At 69.8% G+C, this 24,158-nt stretch carries 22 protein-coding genes and 3 pseudogenes; 7 read left to right on the forward strand and 18 right to left on the reverse strand.

Annotated elements, in window-relative coordinates; genetic code table 11:
• Positions 1-3 precede the first annotated feature (3 nt).
• On the reverse strand, positions 4-1,818 hold the full coding sequence (locus tag ABT114_RS40645; protein WP_351149415.1) for an APC family permease: 1,815 nt from the start codon (positions 1,816-1,818) through the stop codon (positions 4-6).
• Positions 1,819-1,850: 32 nt separating this feature from the next.
• Here ABT114_RS40645 and ABT114_RS40650 point away from each other — a divergent pair, with 32 nt between their 5' ends.
• Positions 1,851-2,123 carry a hypothetical protein gene (locus ABT114_RS40650; protein ID WP_351149493.1) on the forward strand — a complete coding sequence of 91 codons (273 nt, stop codon included), beginning with the start codon at positions 1,851-1,853 and terminating at the stop codon, positions 2,121-2,123.
• Here ABT114_RS40650 and ABT114_RS40655 read toward each other — a convergent pair.
• The 7 genes and pseudogenes from ABT114_RS40655 to ABT114_RS40685 all read right to left on the reverse strand — a co-directional run.
• Positions 2,100-3,034 (reverse strand): annotated as a pseudogene (locus tag ABT114_RS40655) (histidine kinase); the annotation flags it as partial. The gene ABT114_RS40650 and the pseudogene ABT114_RS40655 overlap by 24 nt on opposite strands.
• A gap of 65 nt (positions 3,035-3,099) precedes the next feature.
• Positions 3,100-3,783: a response regulator gene (locus ABT114_RS40660; RefSeq protein ID WP_351149418.1), complete on the reverse strand. Its 684-nt coding sequence runs from the start codon at positions 3,781-3,783 to the stop codon at positions 3,100-3,102.
• 123 nt (positions 3,784-3,906) lie between these two features.
• Entirely contained in the window at positions 3,907-4,575 is a 669-nt protein-coding gene (locus ABT114_RS40665) for a potassium-transporting ATPase subunit C (protein ID WP_351149420.1), read from the reverse strand.
• 5 nt (positions 4,576-4,580) lie between these two features.
• Positions 4,581-6,677: a potassium-transporting ATPase subunit KdpB gene (kdpB, locus tag ABT114_RS40670; protein WP_502988483.1), complete on the reverse strand. Its 2,097-nt coding sequence runs from the start codon at positions 6,675-6,677 to the stop codon at positions 4,581-4,583.
• A gap of 29 nt (positions 6,678-6,706) precedes the next feature.
• On the reverse strand, positions 6,707-8,371 hold the full coding sequence (kdpA, locus tag ABT114_RS40675) for a potassium-transporting ATPase subunit KdpA (protein WP_351149425.1): 1,665 nt from the start codon (positions 8,369-8,371) through the stop codon (positions 6,707-6,709).
• A 32-nt stretch (positions 8,372-8,403) separates the two neighbouring features.
• On the reverse strand, positions 8,404-8,493 hold the full coding sequence (kdpF, locus tag ABT114_RS40680; RefSeq protein WP_016434100.1) for a K(+)-transporting ATPase subunit F: 90 nt from the start codon (positions 8,491-8,493) through the stop codon (positions 8,404-8,406).
• 341 nt (positions 8,494-8,834) lie between these two features.
• Positions 8,835-9,524, reverse strand: a pseudogene (locus tag ABT114_RS40685) (universal stress protein); the annotation flags it as partial.
• A gap of 19 nt (positions 9,525-9,543) precedes the next feature.
• Between ABT114_RS40685 and ABT114_RS40690 the strand changes: the two are divergent.
• Complete coding sequence (locus tag ABT114_RS40690) at positions 9,544-9,903, forward strand: hypothetical protein (RefSeq protein ID WP_351149495.1); 360 nt, start codon at positions 9,544-9,546, stop codon at positions 9,901-9,903.
• A gap of 202 nt (positions 9,904-10,105) precedes the next feature.
• On the opposite strand, the gene ABT114_RS40695 is transcribed toward ABT114_RS40690, so the two are convergent.
• From ABT114_RS40695 to ABT114_RS40705, 3 genes are read right to left on the reverse strand one after another with little or no spacing between them, the layout of a single operon-like run.
• Positions 10,106-11,317 carry an MFS transporter gene (locus ABT114_RS40695; protein ID WP_351149429.1) on the reverse strand — a complete coding sequence of 404 codons (1,212 nt, stop codon included), beginning with the start codon at positions 11,315-11,317 and terminating at the stop codon, positions 10,106-10,108.
• A gap of 7 nt (positions 11,318-11,324) precedes the next feature.
• Entirely contained in the window at positions 11,325-11,789 is a 465-nt protein-coding gene (locus tag ABT114_RS40700) for an ArsI/CadI family heavy metal resistance metalloenzyme (RefSeq protein ID WP_351149432.1), read from the reverse strand.
• Between the two features lie 30 nt (positions 11,790-11,819).
• Entirely contained in the window at positions 11,820-13,184 is a 1,365-nt protein-coding gene (locus ABT114_RS40705; protein ID WP_351149435.1) for an FAD-dependent oxidoreductase, read from the reverse strand.
• Positions 13,185-13,423: 239 nt separating this feature from the next.
• On the opposite strand from ABT114_RS40705, the gene ABT114_RS40710 reads away from it, so the two are divergent.
• Positions 13,424-13,795, forward strand: a complete 372-nt coding sequence (locus tag ABT114_RS40710) for an ArsR/SmtB family transcription factor (protein WP_351149438.1) — start codon at positions 13,424-13,426, stop codon at positions 13,793-13,795.
• 215 nt (positions 13,796-14,010) lie between these two features.
• Complete coding sequence (locus ABT114_RS40715; protein WP_351149441.1) at positions 14,011-14,796, forward strand: sulfite exporter TauE/SafE family protein; 786 nt, start codon at positions 14,011-14,013, stop codon at positions 14,794-14,796.
• A 22-nt stretch (positions 14,797-14,818) separates the two neighbouring features.
• Here ABT114_RS40715 and ABT114_RS40720 read toward each other — a convergent pair whose 3' ends face one another.
• Together ABT114_RS40720 and ABT114_RS40725 are read right to left on the reverse strand one after the other, a co-directional pair.
• The gene (locus tag ABT114_RS40720) at positions 14,819-15,616 is read right to left on the reverse strand and encodes an aquaporin (RefSeq protein WP_502988482.1); all 798 of its coding nucleotides are present in this window, start codon (positions 15,614-15,616) and stop codon (positions 14,819-14,821) included.
• Between the two features lie 37 nt (positions 15,617-15,653).
• Positions 15,654-15,968, reverse strand: a complete 315-nt coding sequence (locus tag ABT114_RS40725) for an ArsR/SmtB family transcription factor (RefSeq protein ID WP_351149444.1) — start codon at positions 15,966-15,968, stop codon at positions 15,654-15,656.
• 104 nt (positions 15,969-16,072) lie between these two features.
• Between ABT114_RS40725 and ABT114_RS40730 the strand changes: the two genes are divergently transcribed.
• The 3 genes and pseudogenes from ABT114_RS40730 to ABT114_RS40740 form a co-directional block, all read left to right on the forward strand.
• On the forward strand, positions 16,073-16,708 hold the full coding sequence (locus ABT114_RS40730; RefSeq protein WP_351149446.1) for an arsenate-mycothiol transferase ArsC: 636 nt from the start codon (positions 16,073-16,075) through the stop codon (positions 16,706-16,708).
• A gap of 48 nt (positions 16,709-16,756) precedes the next feature.
• Positions 16,757-17,176 (forward strand): arsenate reductase ArsC, encoded by a 420-nt coding sequence (locus tag ABT114_RS40735; protein WP_351149448.1) that lies wholly within the window; start codon positions 16,757-16,759, stop codon positions 17,174-17,176.
• Positions 17,177-17,180: 4 nt separating this feature from the next.
• Positions 17,181-17,447 (forward strand): annotated as a pseudogene (locus tag ABT114_RS40740) (FAD-dependent oxidoreductase); the annotation flags it as partial.
• Positions 17,448-17,563: 116 nt separating this feature from the next.
• Here ABT114_RS40740 and ABT114_RS40745 read toward each other — a convergent pair.
• The 5 genes from ABT114_RS40745 to ABT114_RS40765 form a co-directional block, all read right to left on the reverse strand.
• On the reverse strand, positions 17,564-18,766 hold the full coding sequence (locus tag ABT114_RS40745) for a cytochrome P450 (protein ID WP_351149450.1): 1,203 nt from the start codon (positions 18,764-18,766) through the stop codon (positions 17,564-17,566).
• A 39-nt stretch (positions 18,767-18,805) separates the two neighbouring features.
• Positions 18,806-20,200, reverse strand: a complete 1,395-nt coding sequence (locus ABT114_RS40750; RefSeq protein ID WP_351149452.1) for an NAD(P)/FAD-dependent oxidoreductase — start codon at positions 20,198-20,200, stop codon at positions 18,806-18,808.
• Positions 20,190-20,417, reverse strand: coding sequence for a ferredoxin (locus tag ABT114_RS40755; RefSeq protein ID WP_053659297.1), 228 nt, complete (start codon positions 20,415-20,417; stop codon positions 20,190-20,192). Before ABT114_RS40755 ends, ABT114_RS40750 begins: the two co-directional genes overlap by 11 nt.
• A gap of 1,670 nt (positions 20,418-22,087) precedes the next feature.
• Positions 22,088-22,735 (reverse strand): hypothetical protein, encoded by a 648-nt coding sequence (locus ABT114_RS40760; protein ID WP_351149455.1) that lies wholly within the window; start codon positions 22,733-22,735, stop codon positions 22,088-22,090.
• Between the two features lie 521 nt (positions 22,736-23,256).
• The gene (locus ABT114_RS40765) at positions 23,257-24,105 is read right to left on the reverse strand and encodes a helix-turn-helix domain-containing protein (protein ID WP_351149457.1); all 849 of its coding nucleotides are present in this window, start codon (positions 24,103-24,105) and stop codon (positions 23,257-23,259) included.
• Between the last annotated feature and the right edge of the window lie 53 nt (positions 24,106-24,158).

Here is a 24,158-nt window from a genome sequence, read left to right on the forward strand (position 1 = left end):
TCTTCAGAGGCTCAGCCGGTACGGCACCACGCACACGACGACATCGGTACGGGCCCTCAGCACGGCCGCGAGCAGGAGGCCGCGCTGGTTCTGGAGGATCTGGTAGCGGCGGTGGAGGGGCTCGACCTCCGGGATGAGCACGGCGATCTGCCGTCCTCCCTCCGCCGCCCGCTGGACGTAGTCGACGATCGGCTGAACGAGCGAGCGCTGCGGGCTGTCGATGACGTCGAGCCGTACGCCGGGATCCCAGCGGTCCCAGCTCTCCTCCAGCGCACGGACCTTGGCCGGATCGCTGTGCACGGCGACCGCGACGACCTCGTGGCCGAGGGCGCGGGCGGCGGTCAGGGCGTGCTGGGTGAGCTTGCTGACCTCCCCGACCGGCACGATGACGAGGGAGTCGGTACGCCGCAGCGGCGGCGGGATCTCACCGAGCCCGAGTTCCAGCCCGACGGCCGTGTAGTACCGCTGGACGCGGGCGAACAGCAGCATCAGCAGCGGCACCGCGACGACCACGACCCACGCCCCTTCGAGGAACTTGGTGGTCAGCAGAACCACGCAGGCCACGCTGGTCAGCACCGCGCCGAACCCGTTGAGCACCGCACGTCGCAGCCAGCCGGGCGGCCGCTGACCCGCCCAGTGCCGCACGAGCCCGACCTGACTGATGGTGAAGCCGATGAAGACGCCGATCGCGAAGAGCGGGATCATGCGGTGGGTGTCGGCGTTCACGGCGATCAGCAGCAGCGCCGCCAGCACGGCGAGGGCCAGCACACCCCACCGATACACCGGGCGTTCCTTGCGCAAGCCGAAGAGATGCGGCAGCCGGTGGTCCCTGGCCAGCAGGCTCATCAGCACGGGCAGGCCGCCGAAGCTGGTGTTCGCGGCGAACAGCAGGACCCCGGTGACGACGAGATTGGTCGCGTAGTACGCCCACCCCGTCCCGTACGAGCCCGCCGTCAGCTGCGCCAGCACGGTCACGCCCTCACGCGGGGCCACATGGTCGCGCCGGATCAGCACGGCCAGCCCGATCAGCATCAGCCCGAGCAGCGCGCCCAGCATCAGCTCGGTGCGCTGCGCCCGCCTGACCCGCGGCTCGCGGAAGGCGGGCACGGCGTTGGCGATGGCCTCCACGCCGGTCAGCGCGGAGCAGCCGGAGGAGAACGCCTTGAGGATCAGCAGCAGCCCCAACACCTCGGTGGCGTGCGTGGGTTGGGCGTCACCGACGACGTCCGCGGGATGGTCGCGCAACAGCCCGATCACGATGATGCCGAGGATGCTCGCGATGAACAGCACAGTGGGCAGCATCAGCACCCGCGCGCTCTCGGCGACGCCCCGCAGGTTCACGGCCGTGAGCAGGGCGAGTCCGATGAGACAGATCTCGAGCAGATACGAGCCGAGCGACGGGAAGGCGGAGGCGAGACTGGCCGCGCCCGCCGCCAGACTGACAGTCACGGTCAGCACGTAGTCGACGACGAGACTGGCCGCCGCGAGGTAGCTCGTCCTCGGTCCGAGGTCCTTCTTCGCCACCGCGTAGGCGCCGCCGCCGTCCGGGTGAACGGCGATCACCTGCCCGTACGAGACGACGAGCACCGCCAGCAGCCCGGCGATGACCAGCGTCACCGGCAGGGTGGCGGTCAGCGCCCCGGTCCCGGCAGCGATCAGCACCAGCACGATCGCCTCGGGGCCGTACGCGACCGAGCTCAGCGCGTCCAGGGACAGGGCGGCGAGCCCCTCGAGGCTGGTCAGGTGGTGCCGTTCGCCCTCCCCCGGCAGCAACGGGACTCTCGGCCGCAGTTCGCGGCGGGCCAGACCGTACGCCATGCGTGACCTCGCGGTGCAGGGTGGGGAGCTGCTTGAGGTCAGTGTGCCGGGCCTGCGGCGGCGCGGCGCGTCAAGGACGCGCCAAGGCCGTACGGCGGCTGCGCGGGTGCCCGGCAGCCGCTGTCGACTATTCGTCAGGCGTTCTCCTTCGCCTTGCGGATGCAGGTGTCGAGGATGTCGACGGCGAGGTCGGCGTCCTCGGCCGCGTGGTCGGCCATGGCCTGGAGGCAGAAGCGGGCGGCGTCCGAGGCGACCGCGGGCTGTTCGACCCGGTGGGTGATGGCGAAGTCGAGGAGCGCCGCTGAGACGTCCTCGCCGACGACGTGGTGGAAGGTGCCGCCCAGATCCTCGACGAGAGTCCGCTGGACCGTCAGCTCCTTGGCGAGGCGGAGGTCAGGCCGTCGCTGCGGGAGATGTAGACGGCCAGGACCTCGCCGCCGGCGCCCTTCTCCGCGAGCCGGACCGCCCGGCGGATCAGTGTGCGTCCCTCGGGACCGCCGGTCAGACCGACCACGATCCGCTCGCGTGAGCCCCAGATCTTCGACACCTGGTGTTCGCTGCGGTACTCGGTGAGATAGGCGTCGACCCGGTCGGCCACCCACAGCAGCGCCAGCTCACGCAGGGCGGTCAGGTTGCCGGGCCGGAAGTAGTTCGACAGGGCCGCGTCGACCTTGTCCGGCTTGTAGACGTTTCCGTGCGCCATACGGCGCCGCAGCGCCTGCGGGGACATGTCGACCAGCTCGATCTGGTCGGCCCGGCGCACCACCTCGTCGGGGACGGTCTCCTGCTGCCGTACGCCCGTGATCGACTCGACGACGTCACCCAGCGACTCCAGGTGCTGGATGTTGACAGTCGAGATCACGTCGATCCCGGCGGCCAGCAGCTCCTCCACGTCCTGCCAGCGCTTGGTGTTGCGCGAGCCCGGGATGTTGGTGTGGGCCAACTCGTCGACCAGGGCCACCTGCGGGCGCCGGGCGAGTACCGCGTCCACGTCCATCTCGGTGAACGTGCCACCGCGGTATTCCAGCACCTGGCGCGGGATCTGCTCCAGGCCGTGCAGCATCACCTCGGTGCGCGGCCGGTGGTGATGCTCGACGAACGCGACCACACAGTCGGTGCCGCGCTCGCCCCGGCGGTGCGCCTCGGACAGCATCGCGTACGTCTTGCCGACGCCCGGTGCCGCACCGAGACATATCCGAAGCTTGCCGCGTGCCATGGTCTCGTCTCTTCATCACTGCGGTCGGGGGCCGGGGTGTAGGTGCGGGGCGGGCGCGAAGGCGTTCAGCTCTCGAAGCGGTAGCCCATCCCGGGCTCGGTGATGAGGTAGCGGGGGTGTGCGGGGTCCGTTTCCAATTTGCGGCGCAGTTGGGCCATGTAGACCCGCAGGTAGTTGGTCTTGTTGCTCTGCGAGACCCCCCAGACCTCCTGGAGCAGGTGCTTCTGGGTGATGAGCCGACCGGGGTTGGTGACCAGGATCTCCAGCAGGTGCCATTCGGTCGGGGTGAGGCGGATGTCGCGTCCGCCCCGGGCGGCCTTCTTGGCGAGCAGGTCGATGGTGAAGTCGTCGGTGGTGACGAGGGTCGTCTCGGGGGCGAGCGGGACGTCCTCGGTGCGGCGGACGGCGGCGCGCAGCCGGGCGAGGAGTTCGTCCATGCTGAACGGCTTGGTGATGTAGTCGTCGGCGCCCGCGTCGAGGGCGGCGACCTTCTCGTCAGAGGCCCGGCGGGCGGACAGCACCAGGATCGGTACACGTGTCCAGCCACGCAGGGCCTTGATGACCTCTGTGCCGTCCATGTCGGGCAGGCCGAGGTCGAGCAGGACCACGTCGGGCTGGCGGGCGGCGGCGAGCCGGAGTGCGGTGGTGCCGTCGGGCGCCGGGTCCACTCCGTACCGGCGTGCCCGAAGGTTGATCACGAGGGCCCGGACGAGCTGAGGGTCGTCCTCCACCACCAGTACCCGGGTCATCGGGGTACGCCTTTCCTGCTTGTGCGGAGGGCCGGATCATGCGGAACCGGCCTCATGGCAGCGGGAGTCGACGAATCGGGGTGTCCCCCGGCCGCCGACTCCCGCATGGTGTGCGTAACGCCATCAGCTCTTCGCCGCGAGTTCCTTGAGCGCGATGTTGAGCTCGAGGACGTTGACGCGGGGTTCGCCGATGAAGCCGAGGGTGCGGCCGTCGGTGTGCTCGTCGACCAGCTTCTGCACCTGGGCGACGGACAGGCCGTTCTTCTCGGCGATCCGGTGGACCTGGATGTCCGCGTACTCCGGGGAGATGTCCGGGTCCAGGCCGGAGCCGGAGGAGGTGACCGCGTCGGCGGGCACGTCCGAGGGCTTGACCGTGTAGCCGCCGACCGAGTTGTCCTTGATGACGGCGGCCTTGGCGGCCTTCACCCAGTCGATCAGGTCCTGGTTGTCACCGGAACGGTTGGTGGCACCGGACAGGATCAGGCTGTACTGGGTGTTGACGCTGTTGGTGCCCAGCCCGTTCCGCGGGCGGCCCTGGAACCACTTCAGGTCCGGTTCCGGGGTCTCCTGGCCCTTCTTCAGCGGCAGGTTGTACGACTGCCCGATCAGGGACGAACCGACGACCTTGCCGTCCGCCTTGATCTCGGAGCCGTTCGCCTTGTCGTTGAAGAGCGCCTGGGCGACACCGGTGACGGCCAGCGGGTAGATCACGCCCGTCACCACCGTCAGCACGAGCAGCGCGCGCAGCCCCGCCCACAGCAACCGGGCGGTGTTCGATACCGAGTTGTTCATGGGGATCAGCCGATTCCGGGGATGAGGGAGATGAGCAGGTCGATGATCTTGATGCCGATGAACGGGGCGATCAGGCCGCCGAGGCCGTAGATCCCGAGGTTGCGCCGCAGCATCTTGTCGGCACTCACCGGCCGGTACTGCACGCCCTTCAGCGACAGCGGCACCAGCGCAATGATGATCAGCGCGTTGAAGATGACCGCGGACAGGATCGCGGAGTCCGGCGAGGACAGCGCCATGATGTTCAGCTTGTCCAGGCCCGGGTAGACCGCAGCGAACAGCGCCGGGATGATCGCGAAGTACTTCGCGACGTCGTTGGCGATGGAGAACGTGGTCAGCGCACCTCGGGTGATCAGCAGCTGTTTGCCGATCTCGACGATCTCGATGAGCTTGGTCGGGTTGGAGTCGAGGTCGACCATGTTGCCGGCCTCCTTGGCGGCCGACGTGCCCGTGTTCATCGCCACGCCGACGTCCGCCTGCGCCAGGGCCGGGGCGTCGTTCGTACCGTCTCCGGTCATCGCGACGAGCTTGCCGCCGGCCTGCTCCCGCTTGATCAGGGCCATCTTGTCCTCGGGAGTGGCCTCCGCGAGGAAGTCGTCGACACCCGCCTCGTCCGCGATCGCCTTGGCCGTCAGCGGGTTGTCACCCGTGATCATGACGGTCTTGATGCCCATGCGGCGCAGCTCGTCGAACCGCTCCCGCATGCCCTCCTTGACGACGTCCTTGAGGTGGATGGCGCCCAACACCCGGGCACCGTCCGCGTCCTCGACGGCCACGAGCAGCGGCGTACCGCCCGCCTCGGAGATCCGGTCGGTGAGCACGCCGGCGTCCTCGGACACCTCGCCGCCCTGCTCGTGGACCCAGGCGATGACCGAACCGGCAGCGCCCTTGCGGATCTTGCGCCCGTCGATGTCCACGCCCGACATTCGGGTCTGGGCGGTGAAGGCGATCCACTCGGCACCGGCGAGCTCTCCCTGGTGGCGCTCGCGCAGCCCGTACTTCTCCTTCGCCAGTACGACGATGGAACGGCCCTCGGGCGTCTCGTCGGCCAGCGACGACAGCTGGGCGGCGTCGGCCAGTTCGGGCTCGGTGGTGCCGTGCACCGGCACGAACTCGGCGGCCTGACGGTTGCCGAGCGTGATGGTGCCGGTCTTGTCCAGCAGCAGCGTCGACACGTCGCCCGCGGCCTCGACCGCACGCCCCGACATCGCCAGCACGTTGCGCTGCACCAGCCGGTCCATACCCGCGATGCCGATCGCGGACAGCAGTGCGCCGATCGTGGTCGGAATCAGGCAGACCAGCAAGGCCACCAGGACGACCATGGTCAGGTGCGTGCCCGCGTAGTCCGCGAAGGGGGGCAGCGTGGCGCACGCGAGCAGGAACACGATGGTCAGCGACGCCAGCAGGATGTTCAGCGCGATCTCGTTGGGCGTCTTCTGCCGGGCCGCGCCCTCGACCAAAGCGATCATGCGGTCGATGAAGGTCTCGCCGGGCTTCGTCGTGATCTTGATGACGATGCGGTCGGACAGCACCTTCGTACCGCCGGTGACGGCACTGCGGTCGCCGCCGGACTCGCGGATGACCGGGGCGGACTCGCCGGTGATGGCGGACTCGTCGACGGACGCGACGCCCTCGATGACGTCACCGTCGCCAGGAATGATGTCGCCGGCCTCACAGACGACCAGGTCGCCGATGCGCAGCTCGGTGCCGGGGACCCGCTCCTCGCGATCTCCCACGAGACGGCGGGCGATCGTGTCGGTCTTGGCCTTGCGCAGGGTGTCCGCCTGGGCCTTGCCGCGGCCCTCGGCGACGGCCTCGGCGAGGTTGGCGAAGACGACGGTCAGCCACAGCCAGGCGCTGATCGCCCAGCCGAACCAGTCGCCCGGGTCCTTGAAGGAGAAGACGGTGGTCAGCAGGGAGCCGATCCACACCACGAACATCACAGGGGACTTGATCATCACCCGCGGGTGGAGCTTGCGGAAGGCGTCCGGCAGCGACTTCAGAAGCTGCTTCGGGTCGAACAGACCCGCGCCGACACGTCCTTCGTCCTTGTGCCCGGCCGGCACATCACTGTGCGGTGCCCGGGTCGGGGTGGCAGTGGACATCGAGTCCTCTTGCTTCTCTATACCAGTGGTCATGACGCCAGCCCCTCGGCCAGCGGGCCCAGCGCCAGCGCCGGGAAGTAGGTCAGACCGGTGATGATCAGGATCGCGCCCACCAGCAGACCGGTGAACAGCGGCTTCTCGGTGCGCAGGGTGCCCGCGGTCGCCGGCACCGGCTTCTGCTCGGCGAGCGAACCGGCCAGCGCCAGCACGAACACCATCGGCAGGAAGCGGCCGAGCAGCATGGCCAGCCCGATCGTGCTGTTGAACCACTGCGTGTCGGCGTTCAGACCCGCGAAGGCCGAGCCGTTGTTGTTGGCGCCGGACGTGTAGGCGTACAGGATCTCGGAGAAGCCGTGCGCACCCGAGTTGGTCATCGAGTTACCGGGGGTGGGCAGGGCCATCGCCGCGGCGGTGAAGACCAGCGCCAGCGCCGGGGTGATGAGGATGTAGCAGGCCGCGAACTTGATCTCGCGGGTGCCGATCTTCTTGCCCAGGTACTCGGGCGTACGGCCGACCATCAGACCGGCGATGAACACCGCGATGATCGCCATGATCAGCATGCCGTAGAGGCCGGAGCCGGTACCACCGGGCGCGATCTCGCCGAGCTGCATGCTCAGCAGGGTGATGCCGCCGCCGAGGCCGGTGAACGAGGAGTGGAAGGAGTCCACCGCACCGGTCGAGGTCAGCGTGGTCGCCACCGCGAAGATCGAGGAACCGCCGACACCGAAGCGGGTCTCCTTGCCCTCCATCGCACCGCCGGCGATGTCGAACGCCGGGCCGTGGTGGTGGAACTCGGTCCACATCATCAGCGCGGTGAAGCCGCCCCAGATCGTCACCATCGCGGCGAGAATCGCGTAGCCCTGCTTGAGCGAACCGACCATCCGGCCGAAGGTCCGCGTCAGCGCGAACGGGATCAGCAGGATCAGGAAGATCTCGAAGAGGTTCGAGAACGGACCGGGGTTCTCGAAGGGGTGGGCGGAGTTGGCGTTGAAGTAGCCGCCGCCGTTGGTGCCCAGCTCCTTGATGACCTCCTGCGAGGCGACCGCGCCGCCGTTCCACTGCTGGCTGCCGCCCATGAACTGGCCGACGGAGTGGATGCCGGAGAAATTCTGGATCGCGCCGCACGCCACCAGCACGATGGCGCCGGTCACCGCGATCGGCAGCAGGATACGGACGGTGCCACGCACCAGGTCCGACCAGAAGTTTCCGAGCTCACCGGTGCGCGAGCGCGCGAAGCCGCGCACCAGCGCGACAGCCACCGCGATACCCACCGAGGCGGAGACGAAGTTCTGCACCGCCAGGCCGCCGGTCTGCACGACGTGGCCCATGACCTGCTCGCCGTAGTACGACTGCCAGTTGGTGTTCGACACGAAGGACGCGGCGGTGTTGAACGCCTGGTCCGGGTCGATCGCGGCGAAGCCGAGCGAGCCGGGCAAGTGGCCCTGGAGTCGCTGCAGCAGATAGAGGAAGAGGACGCTGACGGCGGAGAAGCCGAGGACACCGCGCAGGTAGGCGGGCCAGCGCATCTGCGTGTTCGGGTTGGCGCCGATGCCCTTGTAGATCCACTTCTCGACGCGCAGGTGCTTGTCGGAGGAGTAGACCCTGGCCATGTAGTCGCCAAGGGGACGGTAGGCGAGTGCCAGTGCCGCTATGAGCGCGAGCAGCTGAAGCACGCCGGCGAGGACGGGGCTCATATCGCCCGCTGCGGTAGCAGCTGATGTCACGGTCAGAACCTCTCCGGGAAGATCAGGGCGAGGACGAGATAGCCCAGCAGGGCGACGGCCACGACCAGGCCGACAATGTTCTCGGCGGTCACAGCTTCGTCACCCCCTTGGCGACGAGAGCCACCAGCGCGAACACCGCGATCGTGGTGACGACGAAGGCCAGGTCGGCCATCGCGAGCTCCTAGATGAGGTTCGGTTCGAACGGACGGTTAGAGGAAACCGTCTCCGTGGCCGGATCAGGCCGCCGTTGACACCTCCCTTACGGCAGTGAGTCCGGCTTTGACGGAACTCTTACGGCTGACTCCTCCATCTGCGGAAACGAATCTCCCTGTCCGCTTGAGTACGCCGACGGCCCGCCCCGGGCAGGGGCGGGCTGTCGTGAGATGTCAGAGACTGGGGAAATGCGGAGAGGCCGAGATCAGGAGACCCGGAACAGCGTTCGCCTGCGTGAGGGCAGCAACGTGCCGCGCGCGGCCCGCTCGTGCGTGACCATGTGGACGTCGATGTCGGAGGAGAGTTCGACGACCGTCTCTCCGGTGCCGCGCCCGGTGAGGAAGCGTTCCAGCCGGCCGCGGCGGCTGGTGCCCAGCACGAGTTGGGTGGCGTTCTCGGCGCGGGCGAACTCCACCAGGGCGGTGGCGACGTCGTCGCCGACAACAGAGTGGTAGCTGCCGCCGAGATCCTCGATCAGCCGCCGCTGCCGGGCCAGGGAGGCGTGCGAGGCGCCCACGGCAAGGCCGTCGCTGCGGGTCACGTGCACGGCGAGCAGATCCCCGCCCGCCGACCGGTCGGCGGTACGGGCGGCCCGCCTGATGAGAGTGTCGCCTTCCGGCCCGCCGGTCAGCGCCACCACGACCCGTTCCCGCGTCTCCCACACCCCGCCGATGCCGTGTTCGGAGCGGTACGACTGGAGGGCCTCGTCCACGCGGTCGGCGACCCAGACCAGGGCGAGCTGGCGCAGGGCGGTCAGGTTGCCGGGCCGGAAGTAGTTGGCCAGCGCCGCGTCGACCTTCTCGGGCGCGTAGATGTTGCCGTGCGCCATCCGGCGGCGCAGTCCCTCGGGCGGCATGTCCACCAGCTCGATCTGATGGGCGCGCCGTACGACCTCGTCGGGCACCGTCTCGGGCGGGGTTGAGGATCCGGTGGAAGCGGCGGACCAGGTACCACTGGAGGACACCGAGCGCGACGAGCAGCAGCACCCCGATCGCGACCGCTGCCGCGAGCTGGGCGGAGAGCGTGGAACGGGCCTGAGCGTACTGGGCGTTGAACGCCTGGTCGTTGGAGGACACCAACTGCCGTGCATCCGGCAGAAGTCGGTGCTGGAGCAGGTCCGTGGCCGTCCGGTGGTCGGCCGGCGCGGCCGTCTTGTCGCCGCTGCGGCCGTCGTTCTCCTGCCAGTCGCGGCCTCTCTGAGGACGGCGACCGCGCCGGACACCACGAACAGGCGGGCCAGTGTGAGATACCGGCCCGCCCAGGGGATGCCGGGCGGCGAGGCGGGCTGAGGCTCAGCAGGCGAGACCTCAGCAGGCGGCCTGCCGAGCCTCGCGGATGCAGGTGCCGAGGATGTCGATGGCCGTGTCGACGTCGTCATCGCTGTGGTCCGCCATGGCCTGCAGACGGAAGCGGGCCGCGTCGGAGGCGACCGCCGGCTGTTCGATGAGATGCGCGACGAGACCTGGCTTTGCGGGTTCGTTGCTGCTTCTGTCATTTCGGCGTTGTGGCCGCAGCGGCGATGAGGGCGGCGACGGCGGAGACGAGTGCAAGCAGTGTGAACAGGTGTGGGTATCCGCCGAGCGGTGTCGCCAGGGCGGCACCGGCGAACGGGGCGAGGGCCGAGGCCGCGGTCGCCGGAGCTGTGAGGAGTCCGGACAGGTGGCCGTAGTGGGTGGTGCCCCAGCGGTCGGTGATGGCGGTGGCCTGCAGCAGGGTGAGGTTTCCCCGGACCATGCCGGCCGCGATGGACAGGGCGACCAGCAGGGGGTACGGGCCGGGGACGCACCCGAGTGCGGCGGTGGTTGCACCGCCAAGAGCGATGATGATAACCGTGCGCGCGGTAGTGCCAATGTGGCGGGCGAGGCTGGCGTACAAGGTGCGTCCGAGGGTCTGCCCGGCACCGCCGAGGCCGAGGGCCCAGGCGGCCTCGGTGGTGGTGAAGCCGCGTTCGAGCAGGAGCGGGACCAGGGCGACAACGACCGCGTACACGGCGAACGCGGAGAGGGTCAGGGCGCAGGCCAGCATCCAGAACGGCCTGCTGCGTGCCACGGCGGTCGCGCCGCCGCTGGTGTGAGCGGGGGCCGGTGGTGCCGTGGGCCACGGCCCTTTGAGCGCGAGGGCGTGGGCGGGGATGGTGACGGCGGCGAGGAGCAGGGCGAGAACGGCGTAGGTCGCCCTCCAGGACAGGTGGTTGGCGAGGGCCGCGGTGGTGGGGGCGAAAACGGTGGAGGCGAGGCCGCCGGCGAGGGTGACGATGGTGAGGGCCCTCACGTGGTCCGGAGCGAACCAGCGGGTGAGAGCGGCGAAGGCGGGCTGGTAGAAGGTGGCGGCCATCGCGCCTCCGGCGAGTAGCCAGCCGATGGCGAAGACCGGCAGGTTGGGCGCGGCGGCCACGATGAGGAGGCTGAGTGCGCCGAGGACAGAGCCGACGGTCATCACGGTGCGGGGACCGTGGCGGTCGATGATCCGGCCGACCCGGATCCCGGCGAGGGCGGAGACGAGCAGCGCGGCCGAGAACGATGCCGTGGTTGCTCCGGCCGGCCAGCCGGTGGCAGCGGTGATCCGGGGGTTCAGCACGGGGAAGGCGTAGTAGACGATTCCCCAGCTGGTGATCTGGGTGGCGCACAGGGCGGGTAGGGCGGCGTGAGGCCGTGACCGGTCCCCCGTCCCGGTCGCGGCCTCGCTGGTGGGGAGGTTGGTCATCTGCGGGTCAGCAGCAGCTGCTCAGTGCGGCCGGTTCCTTGGAGTCGGCGCCGACCGTGGCCGGATCTGCGCAGCAGGTGCTGCCCTGCTGCCTGGCCAGGGTGTCGGCGTCGGCCTTGACGACGTAGACCTCCCAGGGTTCTTGGCCGGGGCCGTGGACCCAGACCTTGTCCTGGAGGGCGTAGCAGCAGCTGGTGTCGTTCTCCACGTCGGTGGTCAGTCCGGCCTCGGCCAGGCGGGTGGTGGCGGCACGGACGGCCTCGGCGGTCTCGACCTCGACGCCAAGGTGGTCCATGCGGGTTGTCTCATCCGCGCTGCCTTCGATGAGGACGAGCTTGAGCGGGGGCTCGGCGATGGCGAAGTTGGCGTAGCCGTCGCGGAGTTTGGCGGGCTCGGTGCCAAACAGCTTGCTGTAGAAGGCGACGGACGCATCGAGGTCGGGGACGCGCAGGGCGAGCTGTACGCGGGACATGGTGAACCTCCTTCGGTTGGGTGGGGGGGTTCAGCAGCCGCCGGAGGCGGCAGGGGCGCCGATGCCGATCTGCAGGGTGGCCGGGGTGGCGCAGCAGCCGCCGCCCTCACTGTTCTGGGCGGCGTCGGGGTCGTCGAACAGGCCCGCGCCGCCGCAGACTCCGGTCTCCGGCAGGGTCAGCTCGACGCGCTCGGCGGCCTCGCGGTCCCCGGCGATCGCGGCGGTGATGGAGCGGGCCTGCTCGTAGCCGGTCATCGCGAGGAATGTGGGCGCGCGGCCGTAGGACTTCATGCCGACGAGGTAGACGTCCTGCTCGGGGTGGGCGAGTTCACCCACGCCGTGCGGGTAGACCGTGCCGCAGGAGTGGACGTTCGGGTCGATCAACGGGGCGAGCGCGGTGGGGGCCTGGAGGCGCTCGTCGAGGCCGAGGCGGATCTCGGAGAGGAAGGACAGGTCTGGGCGGAAGCCGGTCAGGACGATGACCTCGTCGACCGGGTCCAGACGGCGGCCGTCCTCAGCGACGAGGACGAGCCGGTCGCCGTCGCGTTCCACAGCCTCGGTGCGGAAACCGGTGACCGCGCTGGCGTGACCGTTCTCGACGGCGGCCTTCGCACGCAGGCCCAGCGCGCCGCGCGCGGGGAGCTGGTCGGCCTCGCCGCCGCCGTACGTGTTCGCGCCGATGCCTCGGCGCAGGATCCACACGGCGTGGGTCCCGTCTTCCTCCTTGGCCAGGTCGGCGAGGTAGGCGAGGGCGGTGAAGGCGGAGGCGCCCGAGCCGATCACAGCGGTGCGCTTGCCGGCGTGCCGGGCGCGTACGGTCGGGTCGCCCAGGTCGGGGACGCGGTAGGAGATGCGCTCGGCGGCCGTCTTCTCGCCGAGGGCGGGCAGGCCGTCGGCGCCCATCGGGCTGGGGGTGGACCAGGTGCCGGAAGCGTCGATGACGGCGCGGGCGTTGATCCGCTCCTCGTGGCCGTCGGCGAGCTGGATGTGGACGGTGAAGGGCTGCTCGTCACGGCCGGAGTCGACGATGCGGTCGCGTCCGGCGCGGGCGACGCCGGTGACCGTGACGCCGTAGCGGACCGTGTCGCCGAGGACGTCGGCGAGCGGCTGCAGGTACTGCTCTGCCCAGTCGGCGCCGGTGGGGTAGGCGGCGCCGTCGGGGCGGATCCAGCCGGTCGGGGCGAGGAGCTTCTCGGCGGCCGGGTCGGTGACCTCGGCCCAGGGGGAGAACAGCCGCACGTGCGACCAGGCCCTTACGGCGGTGCCGGCTGACGGCCCGGACTCCAGGACGAGCGGTTCGAGGCCGCGTTCCATGAGGTGGGCGGCGGCAGCCAGGCCGACGGGGCCGGCTCCGACGACCACGACGGGCAGCTGGTCGGTGGTGGACGCGTTCACGAGAATCCCCTTTGATTCGACATTCGTCGATGGCTTGTGCGGCCCAGCATGGCACCTGTATCGATGAGCGTCAACATAGACATTCATCGAATCCAAGGCGTCGGCACGGCCCGCCGTCGAACTCCGTGCGCGTCGGGTGAAATGCCGTCCGGGCCGCGCAGCACATCACCGCCCGCCTGCCCGCACTCGCGGCCGACCGGCCCTCGCACCACTGGTTCGATGTATGTCAACATAGATGCATGTCGAATACGAAGGTGCTGCCGCTGCTGGATGCCGGTGAGACCGTGGCGCCGTGCTGCCCGCCGCTGACGGAACGCCCCTTCACCGCGGGGGAGGCCGAGACCGCCGCGCGGATGTTCAAGGCGCTCGGTGACCCAGTGCGGCTGCGGCTGTTCTCCGCCGTCGCTTCGCACGAGGGCGGCGAGGCGTGCGTGTGCGACATCTCCGACGTGGGTGTCTCCCAGCCGACCGTCTCCCACCACCTGAAAAAGCTCAAGGAGGCCGGCCTGCTCACCTCCGAGCGGCGCGGCACCTGGGTCTACTACCGGGTCGAGCCGTCTGTACTGGCCGCGATGGGCAAGCTGCTGGCCGTCGTGCCGGCCGCAGCCTGACCACCACGACGGCGAAGGGCGCCCGCCGGCTACGCGGGGGCGGGCCAGTGGTCGCGTGCCCGCCGCAGTCCCGGGGGACTCCGCGGCGGACGGTCGACTCCGCCCCCGCTACCTGCAGCCGATCATGAACAGCTTGTTGCAGGCCACCCCGCTGCTCTCCGGGACGCTGATACTGGCCGGACGTTCGAAGGGCCAAGGGAAGCGCGGGGGCGTGGGTGGACTGGACAGTGCCGGGCGGGCTGGCCGTCGGCCTGCTGATCGCGACCGTGACCGCACCGGTCGGAGTGTCCGGCGCGGTCTTCCTACTCCCGGTCCAGCTGAGCGTCTTCGGCGTGCCCAACCCGGCGGTCACCCCGACCAACCTGCTGTTCAACGTCGTCGCCGGACCGGGCGCCCTGTGGCGCTACCGCCACGACGGCGCCCTGCGCGGTGACCTCGCCCGGCGCCTGGTGCTGGGCACGCTGCCCGGCGTCGTCCTCGGTGCCGCCATCCGCGTCTTCGCCCTCCCCGGCCCGGACGTCTTCCGGCTCCTGATCGCCACCCTGCTGCTGCCGCTCGGCCTCTGGCTGTGCCTGCGCGCCCTCACCCCGGCACACCACCGCCCGCCGCCCGCAGGCGAGTTGCCGCCACGTACCCTCACCGGCCTCGCCCTGGCGGTCGGCGTGGTCGGCGGCATCTACGGCATCGGCGGCGGCTCCCTCCTCGGCCCGATCCTCGTCGGACGCGGTCTGCCCGTGGCACGCGTCGCCCCGGCCGCGCTCGCCGCCACCTTCGCCACCTCCCTCGTCGGCGCCACCGCCTACGCACTGCTGTCGCTCGTGAGCTCCGGAGATGTCGCCCCCGACTGGTGGCTCGGGCTCGCCTGCGGCACCGGCGGGCTGATCGGCGGCTACCTCGGCGCACGCCTCCAACCCCGCCTCCCCGACAGAACCCTGCGGCTCCTGCTCGGAGCCCTCGCGACTGCCCTCGGCGCCCTGTACGCCGCCCAGACCCTGAGCTGAGCCCCGGCCCCAAGAACCCTTGTCACGCGGCGGCTTTCCGACCGGGCATGAAGATGAGCGCCAGCAGCGCCAAGCCGACCACGGCGCCGACGAGTTGCATGGCGATGAAGCCCGCGACCGAGCTGGGGGCGATACCCGCGAAGGTGTCGGTGAAGGCGCGGCCGATGGTCACCGCCGGGTTGGCGAACGACGTGGACGAGGTGAACCAGTACGCGGCACCGATGTAGGAGGCGACCGCGACCGGGGCGAAGCGCAGGCGATCGGCACGGGCGAGGCCGAAGATCAGCAGGATCAGACCGGCCGTCGCGACGACCTCACCGAGCAGCAGATGGCCGGCGGAGCGGTCGTGGGTGGACCACTTCACCAGCGGCTCGCCGAACATCGCATCCGCCAGGATCGCACCCGCGATCGCGCCGACGATCTGGGCGGGAACGTAGACAGCCGTCTCGCGCAGGGAGACGCCCGCGCCGCCGCGGCGGGTACTCCACCACTCGGCGAGGGTGACGGCGGGGTTGAAGTGCGCGCCGGAGACCGGGCCGAGCAGGAGGATCAGGACGCCCAAGCCGAAGACGGTGGCCGTGGAGTTCGCGAGCAGCTGCAGGCCGACATCCTTGGTCAGTTCGGTGGCCTGGATGCCGGAGCCGACCACGACCGCCACCAGGGCAGCGGTGCCGATCAGTTCGGCGGCGGCCTTGGCGATCAGCGGGGGCGCCTGGGGCAGGGTGGCGCCCGGGGCGGGATGCGGCTCGGTCCCTGCGGCAGCGGGGGCTATGGCGGATTCCTCGGCTTGGTCGTGCTCGGTGGCCTCGGTGGCGGTCAACAGGACTCCTCGGTGCAGGTCGCCGCGGGGGCGGGGATCAGGGGCAGGACCGCTTGACGTCGTTCTCGGCGGTGGCGCGCGCGGACTCCGCCAGGTCGGCGAACTGGCCCGCGAGGGTGGCGATGACGTCGGGCTTGAGCCGGTAGTACGTGAACCGGCCGCACGGCTCCGTGTCCACGACCCCGGCCTCGCGCAGCACCTTCAGATGATTGGAGAGGTTGGTCTGTCTGGCCCCCGTCTCCTCGATCAGGTGCGTGCTGCAGAGCGTCTCCTTGGCGAGCAGGGTGACGATCTGGAGCCGGAGCGGGTCCGCCAGAACCCGCATCAGATCAGTGTCGACTGACATCATCATGGGCTGATACTCTCACATCACTCCGGACTGATACCAGCCTGGGGTGATCCTTGGGACCCGCATCCCCACACCGCGTGGGGCCCCATGCCCCGAAGGGGGATCCCATGACCGCATCCCCGCCCCCTGTCCTGCCCGACGAACGCCTCGCGTCCGGCATCGCCCGCCTCGCCCTGCGCTACCGCGGGCACTTCTCTGCCGAGACCATCCAGCGCCTGGTCATCGACTCCTACGAGCGGCTCGCCGAACACGCCCGCGTCCGCACCCACCTCGTGGTGCCGGCCGAGCACCTGGCCACCGAGCGACTCGACGCGCTCGCCCACATCCAGGGCGCGCCGGGTGTCGGCCTGCCCCGCGTGCTGTTCGTGTGCAGCCACAACGCCGGCCGCTCCCAGATGGCCGCCGCCCTCCTCGCCCACCGCGCCGCAGGCCAGGTGACCGTCTCGTCCGCAGGCACGCATCCGGCCGCCGAGGCCGAGCCGGTCGTCGCCGAGGTGCTGACCGAGGCCGGGGTGGACCTTGCGGACGCGTTCTGCAGGCCGCTGACCGACGAGGTCGTGCAGGCCGCCGACATCGTCATCGCGATGGGCTGCGGGCACGCCTGCCCCGTACTGCAGGGCCGCCGCTACCTGGACTGGCCGGTCACCGACCCCGAGGGCGCCCCGATCGCCGTCGTCCGCGGCATCCGCGATGAGATCGACGCCCACATCACCGAACTGCTCGCCTCCCTGCCGAGCACCTGAACCCACCTTCCGTACCACGCTCTTGATCGACTTACGAAGGAAGAACCGATGTCCTCCAGCCCGCTCGCCTCCGTGCTGTTCGTCTGCGTCCACAACGCCGGCCGGTCGCAGATGGCCGCCGGATTCCTCTCCCACCTCGCGGGCGACCGGATCGAAGTCCGCTCCGCCGGCTCCATCCCCGGCGACCAGGTCAACCCCTCCGCGGTCGAGGCCATGAAGGAAGTCGGCATCGACATCGCCGACGCCAAGCCGAAGATCCTTACCACCGAGGCCGTCCAGGCATCGGACTACGTCATCACCATGGGATGCGGCGACGCCTGCCCGATCTTCCCCGGCAAGAAGTACCTCGACTGGGCCCTGGAAGACCCGGCCGGCAAGGGCGTCGAGGCCGTCCGCCCCATCCGCGACGAGATCAAGACCCGCATCGAGGCCCTGATCGCCGAGATCGACGCCAAGCAGGAGGCATGACCCTGTGCCCGACAGAGACGGGATACGCGAGGTCATCGTCATCGGCTCCGGCCCTGCCGGATACACCGCCGCCCTCTACACCGCCCGCGCCCAGCTCAAGCCGCTCGTGTTCGGCGGCGCGATCTTCGTCGGCGGGGCGCTCACCACGACCACCGAGGTCGAGAACTTCCCCGGCTTCCCCGAGGGCATCGACGGCCCGGACCTGATGGCGAACATGCGCACTCACGCGGAGAAGTTCGGCGCGGAGACGGTTGACGACGACATCGCCGCTCCCGCGACAACACCGAAACCATGCCCGACCAGCGGAAACTAAGCGATCACATCCGGAAAGACGACGGCTTCCAAGGACTCCAGTCGAACCGGTTCCCTCGGCCCTCGTGGCGGTGCTCAGGCTGTGAGGCCCTCGATCGCCACGGGAAGGTGGCGGGGGCCGCGCAGCACGGCGTTGGCGCGGTACGGAGGCGGGTCCTCGATCAGCCCGGAGAACTTGACCCGGCGGAACAGTTCGGGCACCGCCACATGGAGTTCTATCCGGGCGAGCGGGGCGCCGAAGCAGTAGTGGATGCCGGTGTAGAAACCCAGGTGCTCGTTGTCCTTGCGGTCGGGATCGAACCGGTCGGGGTCCTCGAAGCGCCGGGGATCGCGGTTGGCCGCGGCCAGCATGAGCCAGACCGGCGAGCCCTTGGGGATCGTGGTGCCGGCGACGTCGATGTCGGCCAGGGCGGTGGTCCACGGGACGAACTGGACCGGGGGCTCGTACCGCAGCACTTCCTCGATGAGCGGGACGGCCAGGTCCGGGTCCTTCTGGAACCGCGAGAGGATGTCGGGGTGGCGCAGCAGGGTGAGGGTCGTGTTGGTGATCGCGTTGACGGTGGTCTCGTGGCCGGCGACCAGGAGCAGCACCGCGGTGGCCTCAAGGTCCGCCGGGGTCATGTCGGGAGCGAGCGCGCTGAGAATCCCGGGGCCGGGGTGGCGGCGTTTGGCCTCGATCAGATCGGCCAGGTAGGCGCCCATGTCCTGGCGCGCCCGCTGCGCCTTTTCCTGGCCGTCCTCGCCGGCCTGGGGATCGAGTGACGACGCCAGGGCGTCGGCCCAGGCGTGGAAGCGCGGTTCGTCCTCGCGCGGCACGCCGAGGACCTTGCAGATGGCGGTGACGGGAAGGGGGTAGGAGAAGTCCTCGACGATGTCGACCTGGTCCTTGCCCTCGAAGGCGTCGAGCAGCTCCGTGACGACCTTGGCCAGATCTCCGCGCAGGCCGTCGAGGAATCTGGGGCTGTGCGGGGGGCCGAACGGCCGGTTGATGGTGTCCCGCAGCCGGTCGTGGACGGGCGGGTCGGTGAAGATGAAACTGGGCGGCAGGCCGGACTCCACTGGTTGCCCGACGCGGGCGTAGCCGGGTGGACGGTTGCTCGTGTCGTTGCTCAGCCGCGGGTCGTTGGCCAGGCTCCGCACCTCGTAGTAGGTGCTGACCAGGTAGGTGCCGTCGTCCTCCCGCCTGACCGGTTGCTTGCGCAGTTCCGCATAGAGCGGATAGGGATCGGCCCGATTGGCGTAGTCGGTGATCTGCGCGGAGATGGTGCCGGACGTCATGGTGACTCCTGAGGGCTCCGGGCGGTGCAGGGCCGGTGATCAGGCATGCGACGGAACGAACGTGACACGCCGCTCGCTCGGTGAGTGGCCCGTCAGCGTGACGGTGGGCCCGTGGGTGGGCAGATGGGGGTCGGGGAAGGCCGGGTCGATCGGCTGCAACGTCTCGGTCCGGCGGTCCACCGTGCGGTACTCCGGCGGGAAGGGGGCGCCGGACGCGATCTGCTGTTCGTAGAACCCCAGCCACTTGGCTCCGTCGAACGACGCTGCGGCGATGAAGCGGCCGCGGTAGCCGTACACCGCGACGAACCGCTCCTCGGCGAGTGTCCCCTGGGCGACGACCAGTTGGTCGCCCAGCGAGGGCACGCCCACCGACTTGATGTTGACGCCGAACTGGGTGGACCAGAACATCGGCAGCCACAGGTGCGGACGGCGATCCGGACCCGCACAGATCATGTTGTGGGCGGCGATCTCGGCCTGTTCGACCGCGTTGCCCCAGTGCTCCAGCGCCAGGAACTGGTAGTCGAACAGGGGGTGGGGGCTGCGGGCGACGTCACCGGCGGCGTAGATGTCGTCGGTGACGATGCCGTTGACGTCGAACACCCGGCACCCGGCGTCGCACGCGATGCCCCGGGGACCCGCGGCCACCCCCGAGCCGGCGAGCCATTCCGTGTTCCGCATAGCCCCGAGCGAGACGACCGCCGCCTCCACCTCGATCGCCGAACCGTCGGACAGATGAGCGCGCCTGAGCCGTCCCACATCGTCGCCCTCGAGGGCGGTGACGCTGACGCCACAACGCAGGTCGACTCCGTGCTTGCGCTGCAGCCGGTCCGCGACCGCACCGAGCACTCCGCCGAGTGCGCCCACCAGCGGTGCCGGGCCGCGTTCGGCGACTGTGACCTCAAGGCCCAGCTCTCGGCAGGCGGAGGCGACCTCGGAGCCCGTGAATCCGGCGCCGATCACCAGCACCCGGGACACGCCCCCGGTCAGCTTCCGCCGCAGGCGGGCGGAGTCGTCGCGGGTACGCAGCACGAACACCCCGTCCAGTGCGGCCTCTTCCGGGTGGATCCAAGGCCGCGCTCTGGTCCCGGTGGTGATGAGCAGGCGGTCGTAGGGGACGGTGTCGCCGTTCGTCAGGCGCACTTGCTTGGCGTCCCGGTCCAGGCCCTCGGCGGCGACGCCCAGACGCCACTCGGCGTCGATGTCCCGCCGCCTCGGAAGCGCGGTGTCCTCGGGCCGTGCCCGTCCGAGCAGCGCCTGCTTGGACAGCGGCGGCCGGTCGTAGGGTTCGTACGGCTCGTCGCCGATCATGGTCAGTGATCCGGTGAAGCCCTGCTCGCGCAAGGTCTCCGCCGCACGCAGACCGGCCAGCGAGGCACCGACGACGACAATGCGGCCCTGGCGCCGCAGGACCTCGACGTCCGTGTCAGCCGACATGGGGCTCCACCCGCTTCGTCGGCTCATCGGAGTAGTCGACGAGGATGGCCTGGACCGGGCAGGCGGCAGCGGCCTTCTCCACGCGGTCACGTTGTGCCTCGTCGAAGCGAGGGGAGAACAGCAGCGCTTCTTCCCCGTGGAGGGAGAAGACATCCGGGGCGAGAAAGACGCACTGCGCGAATCCCTGGCACCGGTTGAGATCAACGACAAGCCTCATCTGGAACACGCTCTCTGCCAGGCCGCGGTCGCCGCCGGCTCCGCAGTCCTTGCGCTCGGTTCACACGATTGCGTGGCATGCCTCTCTCTCAGGATGGGCCTCTGCGCAGGGCACTCGCAAGGCGAGGGCTGCCGAGCAGGCCGATGCCCACCCGACCGGCCACCGCAAGTCAAGCGAGGCGCCCCCGGCCGCCTGAACGCCGGACGGGCGTGGACCCGACTACCACCGCGAGCCCTGCTGGATGAGATGATCCCCGTGGTGTGGACACACCTGACAATGGAGCGGAGCCCCGGAACTCAGCGTCTTCTCAAATCCGTCGGCCCGGTTTTCAAAGGGCGTAGGAGCTCATGATCACGCCGACGAAGCCGCGGCGTGCAAGAACGGTTGCGCCCGGCACGGGCGTGGACGACCGGCCACCACCGGCCGGCTGCGGGACCTGAGTGGACTACCTTCTCTGCATGGCCTGCCGCCTTGGCTCTGAGCCCTTTGCACGACGTCGTCGTGACGGCGCAGCCGGACGCTGACCGTTCCGGCGGTCAGCAGCGCGGTACCTATGGTGGAGAGACACGGAGACCACCAGGGCGGCCAACGGTTTGGGCCAGTCTCGGTCGGAGGCGCATTGCAGCGCAGTTTCGTGCGCATCAGTGGAATCCTCGAAGTAGACGTCCCGGGGTTCGGAGTTGACCGGTGCGGGGCAGTCCACCGCGTTGTAGGTGGAGTCGTACTTGCGGCTCCTCATGTTGACCTTGAGTCGCCCGGAGACTCTACGGATCACCGTTCGGGTTCACGTACCGGATCTCGGAGGTCTCCAGCACGATGACGTAGTCCTGGCCAGTGCAGACGCCGAAGGAAGCGCCGCGGCGCCCTCCGCTGGGGCGCCGCAGTTGCTCCGCCTGGCCGCACCGGCGCAGCGCGCCTTTCGAGCCCGCCGAAAAGCACGAACCCCGCTCCGGATGTTCCGGGGCGGGGTTTGCTTGAGCGCCGGGCAGGCCTTGCACCTGCATCTCCCCGCAGGAAGCGGGGCGTCTTTCCTTGGACCACCAACGCACGGCGCTTCCCTGCAGTTCTGCAGCACGCTCAAGATCAAGTATAGCGTGCCTTGGCCGGGTGGCTCACCGCCGCCTGCGATAGGGGGCGTCCAGCCGACCCGCGAGCCGGACACGTGCGCGGGACGGGCCAACGGTGTACTGGAGGAAGGCCTCGATCGCTGCCCGTACTTGCGGCCCCCGGTCCCACTCCCCCGCCGTACCCACCCGCCGGGCAGCGCCAGATCTCTGCCGTATCCCGACAAACGCTTTCGCCCCCGTCTGCTCGCCCGGCCTGTGCTCCTGTGCTCGTGCCGCCGCCGAGCTGGGCACCCTCGGCTTGGCAGCCTGGTCAGACCGCGTGCAACTGGTCCGTCTTCGCATCAAGGCGGGTATCGGTGAGGACATCGGCGTCCTACGTGTGTTCGACGTCATCGCCTGGATGTGTCAAGGCCAGCAGGGTCAGGCAGCGACGAGCTGAGCTCAGAGGTGGAGTGGCGGTCCCGCAGCGCGGATACCCGCCCCCGGACCTCGACGCGCTCACCAAGCAGGGAAGTGGAAACGCCGGCAGTGGTACTACGCCGCCGGAGCCAACGCTCTCGGAGTGCCCCGGTGGCACGGCCCGGTAGGGCGTCGGCAGGAGCCTCAGGATGTGGGCGCGTCCAGCTGCGGCTTCAGCCGCACCTCGGTCACGCCCACGCCCTCCGGAGCGCCGAACGCCTCGACCATCACGCCCAGGTAGGTACCGGTGACCTCCAGAGCCAAGTGATCGGCCCCCACGCGCAGGTCGAGCCTTGCCACGGGCTCGGCCGAGAAATCCGGCATGCGGTAGATCCGCGCTGCCGGGTAGCGCAAGCTCGTCAACTTCTCCTGCATCTCCTCGTACGTGGCCGTGTCCGTGCCCGAGAACGCCCGGCTGATGCGCCGTGCGTGCCTCTCGGCGGCGCACTGCGCTTCCGTGGTCAGCGGCACCTCATCGACCAGGATGGGCATGGTGGAGTCGGGGGTCGGCTCCGCTGCCGTGGTGTCGGCCGTGGAAGCCGATGCCACATCATCGATGCCGCTGGAGACGTCCGGAGCGCAGCTCTGCGAGATGAGGTTCGCCAACTCCAGGAACCGCATCTCTGCATCGTCGTCGCTCGCCGCGGCGACGCTGACCGCAGAGCTTTGATCGGCGGAGGCGTTCTGCGCGCCGAAGCCGGCCAGGACGACGACGCCGCCGAGCGCGGCCGCCAGCAAGGACTTCGGGAGGAAAATCGATCGCATGTCCGTACCATGCAGGCTGCTGACCACCGCCCACATGAGTACCCGTACTCAATCCAGCAGAGCATCAGCTCACCAGCGATCCTCATCAGCCAAGCTCAGTCCGTCGCGCCATCACAGCTGCTTCGTCTACGGCCCCGCTAAGGACGATGACGATGCCGAGCACACCCGTCATCCACAGAGCGGTGGACGCGCGCCCTGAATGGCCTGTCAACCTCGGGCAGTTGATCGACGTGAGCGCCCACCGGGGTCCCGTGCTCCGGCTCGAATCCGGAGGGCCTGACGGCGTTGCGGAGCTGTCCGCGTTGGGGCCCGCTCGCGCTCCTATCGGTCGAAGTCACTGGTTCGGCGAGTTCCTCTCCATGGTGCGAGGTCAGCACCATCCCGATGCACTGCCCAGCCAAACAAATCGCCGGGCGAGGCTCTCTCCCCCCGTGCCCCGCCAACCCAAGAAGACCACGCTCACGAAGCCCTGACCGCCCCTTTGCGGCTGGGGCAGAGGGAGTCCGGGGCCGATCCGCGCTGTCGAGCAGAATCTCAGCCAGACGGCGCTACCGAGGACCACACGCCGAACCGCTGGGCCATGCGATGTCGTCAACGGCGAGAAACGGCTCGCCAGCAACGGTCGCGGGGGTCGCCCCGGTGAACGCCATGACGTCCCGATGCAGGTGGGACTGGTCGGCGTAGCCGGTGTCGGCCGCAACCTGGGCCGCGCCCTGACCTGCGACCAAGCGGTGGGCGGCATGGTCGAAGCGGACCAGTTTCACGGCGCGCTTGGGCGGCAGGCCGAGCTGCGACCGGAACCGGGACCACAGCCGCTTACGGCTCCACCCGACCTCGGCCGCGAGTCCGTCGACCCGGGTCAGGCCACGGCTGACGACGATCCGGTGCCAGGCCCAGGCCACCTCCGGGTCCACCGGCGGGCCCGCCTCATGCCGGCGGGCGAGCAGCACGTCCGTCAACGCGAAGCGATCCTGCCACGACGAGACATCGCCGAGTTGCTCGCAGATCCGTGATGACTCCCGGCCCCACAGGTCGCCTAGGGTCACAACGGCGGCGCCGAGGTCGGCGGGGGAGGCCCCCAGAATCGCGCGTGCGATCACCGGAGACAGGCGCACCTGCACGCACTCGACGTTCTCTCCCCGCGCCCGGACCGCGCCTCCGGACCCGAGCCCGGGCCCGGCGACGATGCTTCCCCGCTGCTGCCGCCCTGCGGGACAGTCAAGGACGGGCGAACCTGCGCCGAACTCCAGAAGCAGCGTCACGGCCGGGTGCGGGACTATCCGGAGCGTTTCCAGGTTAGGGACATGGAACCCGGCCATGGTGACACCGGTCACCCGGCTGGGCCGCTGCGGGCACTCGACGCCCCACATAGCCGCACCGCGCACGAAGGTCCGCATCATTCCATGCTATGTGAGCCGACTGAGGGGAACATTCGTCCAATCCAGCGGCG

It is taken from the genome of Streptomyces sp. NPDC002088 (assembly GCF_040296605.1).
Lineage (GTDB): Bacteria > Actinomycetota > Actinomycetes > Streptomycetales > Streptomycetaceae > Streptomyces.

What these genes read in the sequence shown, in the direction of transcription:
- kdpA (WP_351149425.1), bottom strand. Translation starts at nt 8,371, where the DNA reads ATGAGCCCCGTCCTCGCCGGCGTGCTTCAGCTGCTCGCGCTCATAGCG.
- ABT114_RS40695 (WP_351149429.1), bottom strand. Translation starts at nt 11,317, where the DNA reads ATGACCAACCTCCCCACCAGCGAGGCCGCGACCGGGACGGGGGACCGG.
- ABT114_RS40700 (WP_351149432.1), bottom strand. Translation starts at nt 11,789, where the DNA reads ATGTCCCGCGTACAGCTCGCCCTGCGCGTCCCCGACCTCGATGCGTCC.
- ABT114_RS40660 (WP_351149418.1), bottom strand. Translation starts at nt 3,783, where the DNA reads ATGACCCGGGTACTGGTGGTGGAGGACGACCCTCAGCTCGTCCGGGCC.
- ABT114_RS40735 (WP_351149448.1), top strand. Translation starts at nt 16,757, where the DNA reads ATGTCCTCCAGCCCGCTCGCCTCCGTGCTGTTCGTCTGCGTCCACAAC.
- ABT114_RS40725 (WP_351149444.1), bottom strand. Translation starts at nt 15,968, where the DNA reads ATGATGATGTCAGTCGACACTGATCTGATGCGGGTTCTGGCGGACCCG.
- ABT114_RS40755 (WP_053659297.1), bottom strand. Translation starts at nt 20,417, where the DNA reads ATGAGGCTTGTCGTTGATCTCAACCGGTGCCAGGGATTCGCGCAGTGC.
- ABT114_RS40710 (WP_351149438.1), top strand. Translation starts at nt 13,424, where the DNA reads ATGTCGAATACGAAGGTGCTGCCGCTGCTGGATGCCGGTGAGACCGTG.
- ABT114_RS40745 (WP_351149450.1), bottom strand. Translation starts at nt 18,766, where the DNA reads ATGACGTCCGGCACCATCTCCGCGCAGATCACCGACTACGCCAATCGG.
- ABT114_RS40750 (WP_351149452.1), bottom strand. Translation starts at nt 20,200, where the DNA reads ATGTCGGCTGACACGGACGTCGAGGTCCTGCGGCGCCAGGGCCGCATT.
- ABT114_RS40730 (WP_351149446.1), top strand. Translation starts at nt 16,073, where the DNA reads ATGACCGCATCCCCGCCCCCTGTCCTGCCCGACGAACGCCTCGCGTCC.
- ABT114_RS40645 (WP_351149415.1), bottom strand. Translation starts at nt 1,818, where the DNA reads ATGGCGTACGGTCTGGCCCGCCGCGAACTGCGGCCGAGAGTCCCGTTG.
- ABT114_RS40665 (WP_351149420.1), bottom strand. Translation starts at nt 4,575, where the DNA reads ATGAACAACTCGGTATCGAACACCGCCCGGTTGCTGTGGGCGGGGCTG.
- ABT114_RS40765 (WP_351149457.1), bottom strand. Translation starts at nt 24,105, where the DNA reads ATGCGGACCTTCGTGCGCGGTGCGGCTATGTGGGGCGTCGAGTGCCCG.
- kdpB (WP_502988483.1), bottom strand. Translation starts at nt 6,677, where the DNA reads ATGTCCACTGCCACCCCGACCCGGGCACCGCACAGTGATGTGCCGGCC.